Origin of the sequence: Salinivibrio proteolyticus, assembly GCF_001996165.1 — a bacterium.
GTDB lineage: Bacteria > Pseudomonadota > Gammaproteobacteria > Enterobacterales > Vibrionaceae > Salinivibrio > Salinivibrio proteolyticus.
In genome coordinates this window covers 235,402-252,198 of the sequence record NZ_MUFP01000005.1, presented here as the reverse complement: position 1 = coordinate 252,198, position 16,797 = coordinate 235,402, and the positions used below count along the sequence as shown (strand labels likewise).

The window sequence follows — 16,797 nt, the reverse complement described above, 5'->3', positions numbered from 1 at the left end:
CGCAGAATAAATTCCTCCGCGGTTAATAGCCACAAAAAAGAGGCCAAATGGCCTCTTTTTCAGTGGTGAAGTGGGTGTATTACGCCACTTGTACTTGTTGTTGTTCGATTTCTTCACTTGGTGTGGCACCAGATTCAGCACCGTGCATCCAACGAATTAGCGTGCCGGATAGCGCCAATAAGATCACGCCGGAAATCGCGGCTGTTGCTGCAATGCCACCGAAGATGGCCATGGCACCGTAATCGCCCACATGTGAGCCAATAATACCTGCCACATAGTTAGCGACGGCGTTAAAGCCAAACCATGCCCCCATCATTAGCGAGGCCAAACGTAGTGGTGCAAGCTTGGTGACTAGCGATAAGCCGATTGGAGAGAGACAAAGCTCGCCCATAGTATGGAAGAAGAACGCGCCCACCAGCCAGAACATAGAGGTTTTAACCGCCGTGTCGCCACCTTGTTCTAAAACGGCGCCAATCATGAACACAAATCCTAACGCGAGCATAAATAGCGCCATTGCGAACTTCACGGGTGAACTTGGCTCTTTACTGCCCAAGCGAACCCATAGTGATGCAACAATTGGGGCAAACACGATGATGAAGAATGGATTAAGCGATTGGAACCAAGCCGCAGGGATCTCAAAACTACCCACCATACGATCTGTGTATTGTTGGGTATAGATATTCATCAGTCCACCTGCTTGCTCGAAGCCAGCCCAAAAAATGATCACGAACAAGCCCATCAATAAAATTACTTTGAGGCGATCGATTTCTTTTTTCGTCAGTGGGGCATTGGTGGTTGACTTATTGGCGTCTCGCGCTTGTTGTGCGGCGGGTACTTTACCGATTTCGCCCAGCCATGAGTTCGCCATTGTAAGCTGGATTGCCAAACTGATTAGCATACCAACGCCTGCCGCGAAGAAACCGTATTGCCAACCGTAAGCACTCGTCACTGTACCAGAGACAAAACCGGCGAGCAGTGAACCAATATTGATCCCCATGTAAAAGATGGTAAAGGCACCATCTCGGCGGTGATCACCTTCGTTATACAGGTCGCCAACCATGGTTGAAATATTGGGCTTTAACAGGCCACAACCAGTGATCAGTAAGGCGAGGCCGGCATATAAGGTATGCACGATATCCAAGCCATATTGGTGAGCGGGAAATGCAAGGGTGAACTGACCGATGGCCATTAAGGCACCACCGAACACCACCGCACGTCGCTGACCAATATAGTTGTCGGCAAACCATCCACCAATTAATGGTGTGATGTAGACCAAGCCTGTGTAGTAGCCGTAAAGCTCAAGTGCATCTTTGGTTGACCAGCCTAAGCCACCGTTAATGGTCTGATCGGTCAAATAAAGGACGAGAATAGCGCGCATCGCGTAGTACGAAAAGCGCTCCCAAAGCTCAGTGCCAAAAAGCAAAAATAGCCCACGAGGGTGGCCGAGTATATTCTTTTGGTTTTCCATAACTATCTAATTATTCACTTAAAGTTTTTGTTGGGTCTGCATTTCATCATTTGGCGTGCAGTACGTCGCCAAGGGGGAAGGTTGTGGTTAGGTGAGCTCCTTAAGCGTAATTTGTAACAAAATATTTAAATCTAGAGTAATGGTTTTTTACCAAAATTAAAATCTATTAATCAATCTCCTCATGAGTCATTTGATTAACTTTCGAGCAGGCAATTGAAATATTGTGTTTTGATGGTTTCAAAAAAGGCTGCCACCATCATAGTTGGTGTAGCAGCCTCTTAAATCTTTGAGTGGGATCAAAAGAAGGGTGTTTATGTGACATATGTCACTATGGCGAGTGCGTTTGGGGAGAAATCAGACAATCGCGCTACGTAGCCACAGTGCAATATCTTCGTACATAGTTTGGTGGCTCTGATCGGCATCAGCCCAGCTCATCACAAAGTGATAAAGCTTTTCGTGGTGATACGCTTGCCCCACCATTTGATTGGCCAGTAACTCTAACGGACCGGGCGTCAGGCTATCGGTAAACAGTTTACAGTCCACAATCTCACCGTGTTTGACGTCCAAGTGTAATTCAACGCCACCCCAATCAAATCGCTCGTCAAAGGTGTGCATAAATTGCGGACTTTGGCCAAAGTTCCATTCCCAACTGCATTGCTTCTCGTAGATAGCATCAAACCCTTCGACGTCGGGTTTTGCTTGGGGAGAAATGTATTCAATCTCAGTGTGCTGACCAAAGTGCGCGAAGAATGCTTGCTTGATGGCGTCACAGACCTTTTCGTGATCCACCGATGGCACAAACTCCGCAATGTTAGCGACGCGAGCGCGGACTGACGTAATGCCTTTGGCTTGCAGTTTTTTGGGGTCGGGGTTGAGGTAATCACCCAATCGAGATAGATCGGCGTTAATCAACAATGTGCCATGATGAAAACCACGATCTTTGGCTTCTTTATACGCAGAGCCAGAAATTTTACGTTGTCCTTCAGGGGTGTCCATAACCAAATCGTTGCGTCCACTGGCGGAGGCATTCACGCCAAGCGACTTGAGCGCATCAAGGACAATTTGCGTAGAAATGGATTTATCATAGCCGGGTTTGCCTGCCATGAAGGTGAAATTGGTATTGCCGAGATCATGAAACACTGCGCCACCGCCACTTTGACGACGCGCTAAGACTACCTTGTCCTCTTCCATCTTTCGCGTATTACATTCGCGCCAAGGATTCTGACCGCGTCCAATGACCACCGTATTGTCATTGCGCCACAAGAACAGCACATTTTGTTGGGCCGACATGGTGCGAAATATGGTGTCTTCCACGGCAAGATTGAACCAAGGGTGAGTGGACGTGGATACAAAAACGCGCAGCGGCAGAGAGTTAGGGTTCATGCAAGGCTCCAATCAGTCAAAAAGCTGGGCAGTAGAATAACAAACTCACTGAGGCGAGCGGGAACAAATAGCAATAAAAATCATCACCGAGCGTCGCTAAGACTGACAACTCTGCTTAAAGAGCAGACAAATTTACTTTTTCTCCTCAAATCAGTGTGGAAAAATCCAACAAAAGCGGTTTAGGGTTTGGCATTAGCCGTGGCATTAATTAGTATGTAAGGTCATTTTTATTACCCGTTCTCTCAGTTAATTGGCATGGTAGTGCAAATCGGCGCTCTGTCAGTTTGCTCAGACAATTGGTAAACCACGATTTCCAACTGGTATGCCACTTCTTTAATCTGGTTGGACAGCCCCACGGGTCGACGAGGAAACAATGCAACAATTAGAAGAAATTCTTGCTAGCGCAACAGCGGCGATCGCCAGTGCCGCATCCGTTGCTGCACTGGATGAGGTCCGGGTGAAATTCCTGGGTAAGAAAGGTGAATTAACCGCGCAATTACAAGCTTTAGGTAAATTGCCTCCGGAAGAGCGTCGTGAAGCAGGTCAAACGATCAACCAAGCGAAGCAAACCGTACAACAAGCGATTGCTGAGCGTAAGAATGCACTTGAGCGCGCCGAGTTGGAAGCGAAGCTTGCGGCCGAAACCATTGATGTCAGCTTGCCGGGCCGTCGTATTGAAAACGGTGGTATTCACCCTGTAACGCGTACTATTGAGCGTATCGAACAGTTTTTTGGTGAGTTAGGCTTTTCTGTTGCCGCTGGCCCAGAAGTCGAAGACGGCTTCCATAACTTTGATGCGTTGAACATTGCTGCGGACCATCCGGCACGCACAGACCATGATACTTTCTTCTTCAACCCTGATCTGATGTTGCGAACCCATACCTCGGGTGTACAAATTCGTACTATGGAAGCGGGTAAGCCACCATTCCGCATTATCGCGCCGGGCCGTGTTTATCGAAATGATTACGACCAAACCCATACACCCATGTTCCACCAAGTGGAAGGTTTATTGGTTGATAAAGACATTAACTTCGCTGACCTGAAAGGCGTGTTAAATGACTTTTTGCGTAACTTCTTTGAAGAAGATTTAGAAGTGCGTTTCCGTCCGTCTTACTTCCCGTTTACTGAGCCGTCAGCAGAAGTGGATGTGCGCCGTAAAGGTGGCAAGTGGCTTGAGATTTTAGGCTGTGGCATGGTTCACCCGAATGTCCTACGCGCGGTAAACATCGACCCAGAAACGTACCAAGGTTTTGCCTTCGGTATCGGGGTAGAGCGCTTAACCATGTTGCGTTATGGCGTGAATGACCTTCGTGCGTTCTTCGAGAACGATCTGCGCTTTTTGAAACAATTTAAGTAATCAGTGGGGCAAGGTAATAATGAAATTCAGTGAATCTTGGCTGAGAGAGTGGGTGAGCCCAGCAAACGACACCGAGGCGCTTGCCCACCAAATCACGATGGCTGGCTTGGAAGTAGACGAAATCGCGCCAGTGGCCGGTGACTTTTCCGGCGTAGTGGTTGGCGAAGTGGTTGAGTGTGGTCAGCATCCGGATGCGGATAAACTGCGTGTCACCAAAATCAATGTTGGCGGTGATGAGCTACTTGATATTGTTTGTGGTGCACCAAACTGTCGCCAAGGCTTAAAAGTTGCAGTAGCGACCGTTGGTGCGGTCCTTCCCGGAAACTTTAAGATCAAAAAAGCGAAGCTGCGTGGTCAGCCATCTTTCGGAATGCTGTGCTCTTTTACCGAGCTGGGTATCGATGTGGAATCCGATGGCATTATTGAACTGCCGACCGATGCGCCAATTGGCACCGATATTCGCGAGTACTTGTCACTCAATGACGCTGCGATTGATGTTGATTTAACACCTAACCGCGCTGATTGCTTGAGCCTCCGTGGCCTCGCTCGCGAAGTGGGGGTTCTCAACCGCGCCGATGTTGTTGAGCCGACCATTACCCCAGTGGCACCTAGCATTGATGATAAAGTCACGGTACGTATTGATGCACCTCAGGCATGTCCACGTTACCTCGGCCGCGTCGTTCGCAATGTCAATGTTGGCGCACAAACGCCGCTTTGGATGCAAGAAAAACTGCGTCGCAGCGGCATTCGTGCCATTGATCCTATAGTCGATGTCACCAACTATGTGATGCTCGAACAAGGTCAGCCGATGCACGCGTTTGACCTCAGCAAAATTGAAGGCGGCATCGTCGTGCGTCTTGCAGAAGAAGGCGAAGCACTGACCTTACTCGATGGCAACGAAGCGAAGCTAAATGCGCAAACACTGGTAATTGCCGATGACCAAAAAGCCTTGGCGATGGCGGGAATTTTTGGTGGTCAAGACTCAGGTGTGACGTCGGAAACTCAAGACATCTTATTGGAGTCCGCATTCTTTGCACCTGAAGCCATTCGTGGCCGTGCACGTAACTATGGTTTGCATACTGACTCGTCACACCGCTTTGAGCGCGGCGTTGATCCAGCACTACAAACTGCTGCGATGGAGCGTGCGACTGAACTATTGATCGCGATTTGTGGCGGAGAAGCCGGTGAAATTGTGGTGGGTGAGTCATCTGAGCATCTGCCTAAGCGTGACACTGTGACTTTGCGCCGCGAGAAACTCGATCGCCTGCTGGGTCATCATATCGACGATGCAACCGTTACCGACATTCTGACCCGTCTTGGCTGTGGCGTCTCGCAGACGCAAGAAGGTTGGCAGGCGACAGCACCAAGCTGGCGTTTTGATATTGCCATTGAGCAAGACTTGATTGAGGAAGTGGGCCGTATCTATGGATACGACAACATTCCTACGCGCGCACCGAAAGCCGCACTGACTATGCGCGAGCATCAAGAAGCCGCGATGCCGATAAAACGTGTACGCGATTTGTTGGTTGACCGTGGCTTCCACGAGGCAATTACCTACAGCTTTGTCGAGCCAAAACAGCAAGCGTTGATTGTGCCAGAGGTTGAGCCGCTGATCCTACCAAGCCCAATTTCTGCAGACATGTCAGCCATGCGTTTGAGCCTGCTTCCAGGGCTTTTGAATACAGTGGCGTACAACCAAAAACGTCAACAACCGCGCGTGCGTTTGTTTGAGTTTGGTTTACGTTTCACACCAGAAGGCGATATGACGGATGCTGTTCGTCAAGAAAATATTCGTCAAGAGCGTATGCTCGCGGGTGTGATTGCTGGTCCTCGTAGTGAAGAGCACTGGGATATGGCAACGGCGACGGCAGATTTCTTTGATTTGAAAGGCGATCTTGAAGCTGTTCTTGAATTGAGCGGTAAGTTGTCTGACTTCCGTTTTGTCGCCGCCAAGCATCCAGCGATGCACCCGGGTCAAACCGCTGCGATTGAATTGGATGGCAAGGTCGTTGGCTATATGGGTACCTTACACCCAGAGCTTGAGCGTGAGTTTGGCTTAAATGGTCGTACCGTGGTGTTTGAGATTGAGTGGCAAGCCATTGACAGTCGCTTTATTCCAGAAGCCGCTGGCCTTTCTAAATTCCCAGCAAACCGCCGTGATATTGCGGTGATTGCCGACCAAGCACTCGCGTCTGGTGACGTAGTGGCTGCTTGCTTGGAAAGCGGTAATGCGTTGGTGAAAGGGGCGAAACTGTTTGACCTCTACACTGGCAAAGGGGTGGAAGAAGGCAAGAAAAGCTTGGCGATTGCCCTTACGCTTCAGTCTGATGAGCGCACGTTGGAAGAAGCCGATATTAGCGATGCCGTGTCTGGTGTTGTGGCCCATTTATCAGAAAAACTGGGCGTAACTTTGCGTGATTAATCCCACTCTGATTAGAAAAAAGCAGCGGAAACGCTGCTTTTTTTATGCCTAATTGATCTAACATCTATCCGTTTGAAAAGCTGAGTAAATTCACTAAATCTGTATAAAATCCACTCAGATATTGATAAATTTGCCTAAAATCAGTCACTAATGGATATATGCAAATAGCGTGACTAAAATACGCTTGGTAAGTGGCTGGTAACAAAGGTCAAATTTTTGGACACTGTTCTTGCTTTTGCAACTTAAAAAAGTTGGCGCAAATCAGCCAGTTGGCATACACTTGTTTTGAGTTGGTCCTCAAATATCCCTAAAATACAAGGGCTAAAGACGTGTGGACCACGTGTAGAATGGTGGTGTCGATACTGCGGTATTGCATATGTGTTCAACAATTCTTGAGGGAAAAACCTATGGCGCTCACTAAAGCCGATTTGGCTGAGAACCTGTTTGAAAATATCGGGATTAGCAAACGGGACGCCAAGGAGACAGTCGAAGCGTTTTTCGAAGAAGTTCGTAAAGCACTCGAAAGTGGCGAGCAAGTGAAATTATCGGGTTTTGGTAATTTTGACTTGCGAGACAAGAATGAACGTCCCGGTCGAAACCCTAAAACAGGGGAAGATATTCCAATCACTGCGCGACGCGTTGTGACGTTTCGACCTGGCCAAAAACTAAAAGCACGGGTTGAGAACGCCAAGGTAGAGAAATAAACAGAGCGTTACTCGTGCCAGTGGTGACGATGCCACGGATAAAAAGCCGCGGACCGAAAGGTTGGCGGCTTTTTAATTTGTCTATACATGATCACACTGTGAAGGGAAAACGCTGGGTTTATCGGTTAAGTCGCTGTAACGTTTTGTTGTCTAGTTGTAATAAAAGGAAGCATTATGCTGACAGCACGCCCTGGTGCCTTTATTGATGCGGCATTGACCGCACCTCACGCCTTTACCCCAGACTCATGGCGAGTTGGATCGCTGACCTTCAATCACAGTGCGCCCGGTATTATCTCAATCCAACCTGATGCGGCCAACGTTTCCCGTTGTGTGGCGCTATCGTCGGGGATCCATGGAGACGAAACTGCACCGATTGAACTGATTGATCAGCTGCTCTCGGATATGCTCGCAGGGCAATTTACCCCAGACGTACCACTGTTACTGATCATTGGCCATGCTGAGGCGATTAAAGCACACACTCGTTTTATTGAAGATAACCTTAACCGCTTATTCGGAGGCTGGAATGAGGAAAAAAACGAAGAGCACTACCTTGCCAACCAGCTGCAAAAAGCGGTGAGCGATTTCTTCGCGGCTCAACCGGATAACATGACCCGTTGGCATCTTGATTTACACAGTGCCATTCGCGAGTCCTACCATTATATGTTTGGCGTGATCCCAACCACGCCGACCGAGAAAGACGTGCGCCCATTGGCCGCATTACTCAATGACGCCAAAATGGATGCGACTGTCTTGTCTCAATCACCATCACCGACCTTTAGTTGGTATAGTGCCAACCACCATAATGCGCTGGCTGCAACCTTAGAAATGGGCCGTGTGGCGCCGTTGTTTGAAAATGATATGCGAGAGTACGAGCCACTTGATCGCACATTACGGGGCTTGTTAAAAGCCGCTACGTTGCCGACTGAATTAGCGCCGATGCGCTTTTATCGTGTGACCCGAACCTTGACCAAGCACACGGAGCAATTTGCACTCACGTTTCCTTCCACCGCCAWAAACTTCACACCGTTTGAAAAGGGCGCATTATTGGCGACCGACAAGGGGCAAGAGATTTATGCTGAACACGACGGTGAGGTGGTGATCTTCCCAAACGCGAATGTCCAAGTGGGTCATCGCGCTGGGTTACTGGCCACACCATTTGAAGCCGATGCGAGTCAGCCTCTCTATGTGTACGTACCAAAAAAAGCCACCGCGTAGCGCTTTTCAATCCTCTCGCCAGTCTGTAAAGTGCGTCACAGAATCAAAATAATGGATGACGCATGCGAGTGTCCGAACTTACTGCACGCCAACAAGCCAGATGGCGGCGTGCTTTATTAGCATTTAGTGGTGTGTTACTGGTCGTCGGCGTATTTGCTCTGAGCGTTGGGGAGATCTGGATCGCTCCGTTTGGCAATCACTCAGGATTAGAGTCGCAGCTGCTGGTACAACTGCGTCTACCGCGAGTGATGGCGGCCATCCTCATTGGCGCGTCACTTGCCATCGCAGGAGCGAGTTTACAGGTGTTACTCGGTAACCCGCTTGCCGAGCCCGGCGTGTTGGGGATCTCAGGCGGCGCCAGCGTCGCGGTCGTGTTGTTGCTTTTTTTCGCGCCAGCATGGGCATCTGGTGGCATGATGGCGGTTGCGGCTATGCTCGGTGCAAGCCTCTTTACACTGATATTGGTGTTACTTGCTCGGCGTGCCTTAGCGACGTCACGCATCTTGTTAGTGGGCGTAGCCTTGAGCATCCTTGCTGGGGCGGTGGTGACCTTAGCCTTTTATTTCAGCTCCGATTTTAACCTTCGCCAATTGATGTATTGGCTGATGGGTTCGTTGTCCGGTATGCGCTTAAGCCATATCGCGTGGTTGGCGCTGACTGCACCGTGTATCGCGATATTGTGTCATTTTGGCCAGCAATTGGATCAACTCATGCTTGGTGATGTACAAGCGCAACAATTGGGGCTAGATACTCATCGATTGCGTTGGCAATTGATTGTGCTGATCAGCATCTTGGTCGGGTTATCGGTAGCTGCAGCTGGCGTGATTGGCTTTATTGGCCTTGTGGTGCCCCACTACTTGCGTTTGTGGTTTGGCAGTCGGAATCGCTACTTGTTGCCTTTGTCGGCGTTAGCTGGGGCGATTTTACTGGTCAGTGCCGATACGCTGGGTCGATTACTGCTTGATGCGGCAGAGCTCCCCGTCGGGGTAGTGACCAGCGTGATTGGTGCGCCTTTATTCATTTGGATGCTGGTCAAGGCGGTGTAATGTTAACAGCACATCAATTGAGCTTATCGCCGCGTCTATTGCCTCTGTCTATCCGCTTTCAGCCCGGGCAAGTTACGCATTTGATTGGCCCTAACGGCAGTGGCAAAAGCACCTTATTACATTTGCTTTCAGGGCTTGGTACGCCTGAACATGGCCAGGTGAGCATTCAAGATACCGCTATCGCCGGCCTACGCCGCCAAGATCTCGCGCATCTTCGTGGTTACTTAATCCAACAGCAAAAGCCTGCTTTCGTGATGGCGGTGTATGAATACCTCAATCTGGTCATCGACAGTCTACAGCTTGGCCAAGCGTCTACACGTGATGCGGTGGTCAGACGTGTATGCCAATCGCTGTCGATTGATGACAAGCTTCATCGTCGTGTTGACAGTTTGTCGGGAGGCGAATGGCAACGGGTTAGGCTGGCTGGGGTATTATTGCAAGTTGACAGGCAATTAAACCCACAAGCTTCTGTGTTATTGCTGGATGAGCCGGCGACGGGGCTGGATGTTGCTCAGCAAGAAGCGATTTACGCAGAAATTACTCACGCCGCCAAGCAGGGACTGTGCGTCGTCATGGCAAACCATGACCTAAACCGCAGCCTAACGCATGCAGATAACGTGGTTTTGCTCAACCAAGGCCGGATGGTGGCGAGTGGTGCACCCCGTGATGTACTCTCGGACACCCGCTTGTCTGACGTATTTGCGACCCCTTTAGTGCAGGTCAGTACCGCATACGGCCCGGTGATTGTACGAGTTGGCGAGCAAGCCGCTCTTAATCCGCCTCGATGACGTTCAGCTTGGCCCTGATAAATTCCGCGTGATCCACATAAAGCAGCTCGGCGGTTTTACGGATCACCGCTTCTTCGAGCGGGTCGATATTTTCATCGGCATACGCCACCGACCACATGGCTTCAATCAGTTCAATCCGTGCTTGTGGGTCTAAATCACGCAGCTTGTCCGTGTATTCGTATAGCGATGTCGCTTGTCTACTGTGGGCTTGTGCCTCGGCCAACAGTGTATCTGCTTGTGATGGCTCGAGGTTCAGTAATTGGCAAATGCGATCGCGCTTAGTCACAAACTCCCGCTCGTCAATGTCGTGATCGGCCATCGCCACCTCACTCAATAAGCCGGCCATCGCTTGATGCAGCGATAGTCCAGAGTCACTGTGTTGCGTCGCGTCAGCGGCGAGGGCGGATTCGAGTTTTTTAAAAAGCTGTTTTAGCATGGCTGTTCTCCCAAACTGCGGAGTTTGTTGGCCGTCTTTACACATTGAGTACGTAGTGAACGGGCAATACGTTTACTTTAGCAACACCGTATTGGCGGTTTGTGCGTCGATGGCGCGGCTTTGTTTCTTTTTACTTTGTGATAGGATGCGTCTCCAATCAACCTTATTTATCGGCTGTGACACTGATAAACGCCTTAAAAGATTAAGCAGTAAGCAGGAATCGCCTTGAGTTCACGTCATCACAACACGTCAGAGACACTGTTTGCAGCGTTAAACGATTGTATGCTGCAAGACCGTTTTCGTTTTAAAAAGCGCATCCATGGCGCACAAAAAATTAAAAAAGACGACGCCAAACAGGCGGTTTACGATCAAATCGCCGCTGAAATGGCGCAGAGTATGCAGCGCCTGCTCGCCCGTCGTGCCAATACACCTGCTGTTCGCTATCCGGAAGCATTGCCAGTCAGTCAGAAGAAAGATGACATTGCCGAAGCAATCGCGAATAACCAAGTAGTGATCATTGCGGGGGAAACGGGCTCAGGCAAAACCACTCAGTTGCCCAAAATTTGTATAGAGCTTGGGCTAGGCGTCGCCGGTACCATAGGTCACACTCAGCCACGTCGCTTGGCTGCACGCTCGGTCGCCTCACGGATTGCTGAAGAGCTTGACGTCGAGTTAGGCAGCAGCGTGGGTTATAAAGTGCGCTTCAACGACAAAGTCTCAGAGTCGACGCAAGTCAAACTGATGACTGACGGGATCTTGCTAGCCGAAATTCAGCACGATCGGTATCTGAATCAGTACGACTGCATCATTATCGATGAAGCCCATGAGCGCAGCCTAAACATCGATTTTATTCTCGGCTATTTGCGCGAGTTATTGCCCAAGCGCCCTGATCTCAAAGTCATCATTACCTCGGCAACCATCGATCCTGAGCGCTTTTCTAAGCACTTTAATAACGCGCCTATGATAGAGGTGTCTGGCCGTACTTATCCGGTGGAAGTGCGCTACCGCCCATTGGTGGAAGAGGACGATAGCGATCGTGACCAGCTGGAAGCGATCAGCGATGCGGTCGATGAGCTGTGTCAGGAAGGGCCGGGTGATATCCTGATCTTTATGAACGGTGAGCGTGAAATTCGCGACACCGCCGATCATCTTCAGCGTCGTCAACTGCGCGATACCGAGATTTTACCCTTGTACGCAAGGCTTTCTGCTGGCGAGCAAAATCGTGTATTCCAATCCCACTCGGGGCGCCGGGTTGTGCTGGCCACCAACGTCGCCGAGACCTCGCTAACCGTGCCGGGCATTAAGTATGTGATTGATCCCGGCACGGCACGGATTTCTCGCTATAGCTACCGGACTAAGGTTCAGCGACTGCCGATTGAGCCGATTTCACAGGCCAGTGCTAACCAGCGTAAAGGGCGCTGTGGCCGTGTATCGGAAGGCATTTGTGTGCGTTTGTATAGCGAAGAGGACTTTTTAGGCCGTCCTGAATTTACCGATCCAGAAATTCTGCGGACAAATCTGGCCTCAGTGATCCTGCAAATGACGGCAATAGGGCTCGGTGATATTCAAGCCTTCCCATTCGTTCAGCCGCCTGATAGCCGTCATATTAAAGATGGTGTCCGTTTGCTCGAAGAGCTGGGGGCGATTAAGCCCGGCCAAGCCACCGACAAACGTAAACTGACCGCCATCGGTAAAACCTTGGCCAAACTGCCGATTGACCCGCGTTTGGCACGCATGGTGATTGAGGCGCCCAAGCATGATGCCTTACATGAGGTGATGGTGATTGCCGCGGCCTTGGCTATCCAAGACCCACGTGAGCGTCCGGCTGATAAGCAGCAACAAGCGGATGAAAAGCATCGTCGTTTTGCCGATAAAGAGTCGGACTTTTTAGCCTATGTAAATCTTTGGGATTACGTTAAAGACCAGCAAAAAGCGCTGTCGAATAACCAGTTCCGTAAACAGTGCAAAAAAGACTATCTCAATTACCTGCGCGTGCGAGAGTGGCAAGACGTTCACTATCAGATCAGCCAAGTGATGAAAGAGCAGAATGCGCAATTCAACCAAGAGCCTGCCAGTTATCAGGCAATTCACATGGCACTGCTCGCTGGGCTATTAAGTCACATTGGCCTGAAAGACCAAGAAAAGAATGAATACCAAGGCGCGCGGAACGCACGATTCCATATTTTCCCGGGCTCTGGGCTTTTCAAAAAGCAGCCGARATGGGTGATGGTTGCCGAGCTGGTTGAAACCTCGAAACTCTGGGGGCGAATTGTCGCGCGAATCCAACCCGAATGGGTAGAGCCACTGGCGCAGCATTTGATTAAGCGCAGCTACAGTGAACCACATTGGTCACGCAAGCAAGCGGCTGTAATGGCCAGCGAGAAGGTCACGCTATACGGGATCCCAATTGTGGCTAGCCGTAAAGTCAATTATGGCGCCATCGACCCGGTGCTTAGCCGTGAGCTGTTTATCCGTTCGGCATTGGTTGAGGGGGATTGGCAAACCAAGCATGCCTTTTTCCGCCAAAACCAAAAGCTGCTGGCGGAAGTGGAGGAGCTCGAGCTCAAATCTCGCCGGCGCGACATTTTGGCAGACGACGATACCTTGTTCGACTTTTACGAYCAGCGCCTCGATCATAGTGTGGTCAGCGGGCGTCACTTTGATACCTGGTGGAAAAAGGCACGTGAAGACAATCCCGACCTGCTCAACTTCGAAAAAGCCATGCTACTGCAAGGCGACGCCAGTCATGTCACGGAACTTGATTACCCTAATTTTTGGTATCAGGGCAACCTAAAACTCAAGCTGAGCTACCAATTTGAACCCGGCCAAGACCATGATGGGGTGACGGTGCATATCCCGTTACCGATTCTCAATCAGGTATCAGAAGAAGGCTTTGACTGGCACGTCCCCGGGCTACGTCACGAGCTGATTGTCGCGCTGATTAAATCGCTACCCAAGCCGTTACGACGTAACTTTGTTCCGGCACCAAACTATGCGGATGCGGTTTTACAACGAGTGACGCCCATGGAAGCGCCTTTGCTCGATAGCATGGAAAAAGCCTTAAAGCAGATGTCCGGTGTCACCATTGAGCGCGACAGCTGGAATTTGGCGCAACTGCCAGAGCATCTGCGCATTCAGTTCCGCGTCGTGGATGATAAAAATCGCACCTTGGCTGAAAGCGAAGATCTTCATGCTCTGAAACTGTCACTGAAAGATAAGGTGCAAGCGACGTTATCGGACGTGGCAGATGATGACATTGAGCAGCAAGGACTCACCCAATGGACATTTGGGGAACTGCCGAAACGCTACCAGCAAAAGCGCAGCGGGTTTGAAGTCAAAGCGTATCCGGCTTTAGTTGATGAAAAAGACAGTGTCGCTATCCGTCTTTTCGAAACTGAAGATCAACAACATAAAGCCATGCAAGCGGGGCAGCGTCGATTGGTCTTGCTCAATGTGCCATCGCCGATAAAATACCTGCACACCCATTTGCCCAACAAGTCGAAACTCGGTCTGTATTTTAATCCTTATGGCCGTGTTTTGGATTTGATTGATGACTGTATCGCCTGTGGTGTGGATAAGCTCATTGAGCAACACGGCGGGTTAACCTGGGAAGCGCAAGCATTTGAAGCCCTTAAAGAGACGGTGCGTGCGGAGCTAGGCGATACCGTGGTAGATATTGCTCAACAGGTCGAACAGATTTTGACCCATGCCTTTAGCATCAATAAAAAGCTGAAAGGCAAAGTGGATCTTTCGATGGCGTTTGCGATGTCGGATATCAAAGCTCAGCTAGAAGGGCTGATTTACAAGGGCTTTGCTACCGAATCAGGCTGGCAGCGGCTGCCCGATATTTTACGCTATATGAAAGCGATAGAGCGTCGGTTAGAGAAGCTGCCGATTGATCCAGCGCGAGATCGCAGTCATATGCTCAAGATTGAATCTGTGATGAATGACTATAAGGCGTTACTGAATAAGTTACCGAAAGGCAAAACTCTCCCTGATGAGGTAAAAGCCATACGCTGGATGATTGAAGAGCTTCGAGTGAGTTACTTCGCGCAGCAACTGGGTACGCCTTATCCGATTTCAGACAAGCGGATTAAAAACGCCATTGCGGCGATTTAAACGCGGCAAGGTCGTGCCGCCGTGTGACGTCAGCGAATGGATAAATCGTGAACGATAATTAATTTATATAAATATCAATAGTTAATAGAAACCGTGTCAAATGGCACGGTTTTTGTTTTTGCCAATACGGACAACAAACGGCTCGGTCGTTCGTTTTGCAGTGGCAAAGTAAGGAGCAGAAAAATGAAACAAGCAGGTGTGGCCCCTTGGTATCGGGTAGTTTTTTATGTGTTAGTGCTCAGCATGCCAACCACAGTATGGGCCAGTTTTAAAGATGAGGTCAGTGGTTTATATCAGTCTCTCAACCTCGCTGGTGAGGTGTCGTATCAGGCCTTTTCTGATGCGTATCGCCATTTTAAGCATAACCAAAGTAGTAAACCGGTGATGACGCTGATTGATTATGGCAAACCGTCGTCAGAAAAGCGGTYTTGGGTGATTAATGTGAAAAAACGCCAAGTGCTATTTCGCTCTTATGTCTCTCATGGCAAGAATAGTGGCGCCCTTTACGCAAAGCGTTTCTCGAATCAGATTAATTCCTTGCAAACATCATTAGGGGTTTATCGTGCGGCTGAAACCTATCATGGTAAACATGGCTACTCACTGCGTTTAGATGGGCTTTCGAAGGGCTTAAACGATAATGCGCGCGCAAGAGCGATTGTGATCCACGGTGCCGATTATGCTCACCCTAAGGTGATTAAACAAAGCGGCCAATTAGGTAGAAGCTGGGGCTGCCCGGCGTTACCTAGCTACTTATCCGCGCGCGTGATTGATGCAATAAAAAATGGCACCTTTATTTATGCGTTTGCCAGCCAAGCTTAATGGTTCTTGATTGCGCAGTGGACGAGGTTTCACGAGTCATTTCACGGTGGGCGATGTAACACCTGCACATTGTTCACCGTGAACGCAAATTCTCTACCAACAAAAAATAAAGGCATGTTGAGACGCCTTTTATCGCGCTAGCGTATGCTCCTTAACCACTAAGGAGGAATGCATGGCACGCCTAAATCCTGTTACTTTATGCTTACTCTCCGCGTTTACCCTGTTTTCTAGCAGTGATGGGGATGCTGCACCGTCCGCGCCAGCGTTGATGCATGGTGTTGACGGGCAGATTGCCGAACATGACTATCGTGGCTATTGGGCCAGTGAAAAACTGGATGGGATCCGCGCCTATTGGACGGGCACGCAATTCTTAACTCGACAAGGAAATCCCATTCACGCACCGGATGCATTGATTCGAACGCTGCCAACGACGCCTTTAGATGGTGAGTTATGGGCCGGAAGAGGCGAGTTTCAAACCGTATTGCGTACCGTGTTGGACGATAAACCAGACCCTGACGCGTGGCAGAACGTTCGTTTTTATGCGTTTGATTTACCGGAGCAACCTGGCCCGTTTTCTGCTCGCTATGCAGCACTGAAAAAGATAGTCGCCAACAGCGCATCGCCATTCTTAGCCTTGGTAAAGCAAAAGCCAGTGACTGACAATGACGCGCTCCAAGCCCAGCTTATTGCCATCAATGAATCGGGAGGGGAAGGGTTGATGCTGCATCATCCCGATAGCCTGTACTTAGGACACCGCGTAGAGAGCTTGGTTAAGCTAAAAACCTACCAAGAGAAAGATGCCACCGTTATTGGTATGACGCCCGGAAAAGGTCGGTTACAAGGCTTGATGGGGTCCTTAGTGGTACGTCTTGCGGATGGTACTGAATTTCGTGTGGGATCAGGCTTTAGCGATGCACAGCGGGCTGAACCACCTGAAATCGGAAGTACCATTTTGGTTAGGCACAATGGTGTAACGGAAAAGGGCATCCCACGCTTTGCGCGTTTTATTCGCGAGAAACCCATGCTTTAAAAAGAACCCG

General features: G+C 49.8%; 12 protein-coding genes. 9 read left to right on the top strand and 3 right to left on the bottom strand.

From position 1 onward, the window contains the following. Positions 1-79: 79 nt before the first annotated feature. Entirely contained in the window at positions 80-1,468 is a 1,389-nt protein-coding gene (locus BZJ19_RS05305; RefSeq protein ID WP_069587649.1) for a peptide MFS transporter, read from the bottom strand. Between the two features lie 354 nt (positions 1,469-1,822). Continuing rightward, a complete protein-coding gene (locus tag BZJ19_RS05300; RefSeq protein WP_077479808.1) occupies positions 1,823-2,851 on the bottom strand; it encodes a lipoate--protein ligase in 1,029 nt (342 codons plus the stop codon). A gap of 373 nt (positions 2,852-3,224) precedes the next feature. Between BZJ19_RS05300 and pheS the strand changes: the two genes are divergently transcribed. The 6 genes from pheS (at position 3,225) to btuD (ending at position 10,383) form a co-directional block, all read left to right on the top strand. Beyond that, positions 3,225-4,208 (top strand): phenylalanine--tRNA ligase subunit alpha, encoded by a 984-nt coding sequence (gene pheS / locus BZJ19_RS05295; RefSeq protein ID WP_077479809.1) that lies wholly within the window; start codon positions 3,225-3,227, stop codon positions 4,206-4,208. 19 nt (positions 4,209-4,227) lie between these two features. Beyond that, a complete protein-coding gene (gene pheT / locus BZJ19_RS05290) occupies positions 4,228-6,630 on the top strand; it encodes a phenylalanine--tRNA ligase subunit beta (RefSeq protein WP_077674855.1) in 2,403 nt (800 codons plus the stop codon). A gap of 407 nt (positions 6,631-7,037) precedes the next feature. Next, complete coding sequence (gene ihfA, locus BZJ19_RS05285; protein ID WP_069587653.1) at positions 7,038-7,334, top strand: integration host factor subunit alpha; 297 nt, start codon at positions 7,038-7,040, stop codon at positions 7,332-7,334. A gap of 174 nt (positions 7,335-7,508) precedes the next feature. After that, positions 7,509-8,549 (top strand): succinylglutamate desuccinylase, encoded by a 1,041-nt coding sequence (locus BZJ19_RS05280; RefSeq protein ID WP_077674854.1) that lies wholly within the window; start codon positions 7,509-7,511, stop codon positions 8,547-8,549. Between the two features lie 62 nt (positions 8,550-8,611). Beyond that, entirely contained in the window at positions 8,612-9,595 is a 984-nt protein-coding gene (gene btuC, locus BZJ19_RS05275; RefSeq protein ID WP_077674853.1) for a vitamin B12 ABC transporter permease BtuC, read from the top strand. Next, entirely contained in the window at positions 9,595-10,383 is a 789-nt protein-coding gene (btuD, locus tag BZJ19_RS05270; RefSeq protein ID WP_077674852.1) for a vitamin B12 ABC transporter ATP-binding protein BtuD, read from the top strand. Before btuC ends, btuD begins: the two co-directional genes overlap by 1 nt. On the opposite strand, the gene BZJ19_RS05265 is transcribed toward btuD, so the two are convergent. Continuing rightward, positions 10,367-10,819 (bottom strand): tellurite resistance TerB family protein, encoded by a 453-nt coding sequence (locus BZJ19_RS05265; RefSeq protein ID WP_077674851.1) that lies wholly within the window; start codon positions 10,817-10,819, stop codon positions 10,367-10,369. The two genes, btuD and BZJ19_RS05265, sit on opposite strands and share 17 nt — an antisense overlap. Before the next feature lie 225 nt (positions 10,820-11,044). Here BZJ19_RS05265 and hrpA point away from each other — a divergent pair, with 225 nt between their 5' ends. The 3 genes from hrpA (at position 11,045) to BZJ19_RS05250 (ending at position 16,787) form a co-directional block, all read left to right on the top strand. Further along, entirely contained in the window at positions 11,045-14,938 is a 3,894-nt protein-coding gene (gene hrpA, locus BZJ19_RS05260) for an ATP-dependent RNA helicase HrpA (protein ID WP_077674850.1), read from the top strand. 183 nt (positions 14,939-15,121) lie between these two features. After that, positions 15,122-15,757, top strand: a complete 636-nt coding sequence (locus BZJ19_RS05255) for a murein L,D-transpeptidase catalytic domain family protein (RefSeq protein WP_077674849.1) — start codon at positions 15,122-15,124, stop codon at positions 15,755-15,757. A 172-nt stretch (positions 15,758-15,929) separates the two neighbouring features. Next, the gene (locus BZJ19_RS05250) at positions 15,930-16,787 is read left to right on the top strand and encodes a DNA ligase (protein ID WP_077674848.1); all 858 of its coding nucleotides are present in this window, start codon (positions 15,930-15,932) and stop codon (positions 16,785-16,787) included. Positions 16,788-16,797 lie beyond the last annotated feature (10 nt).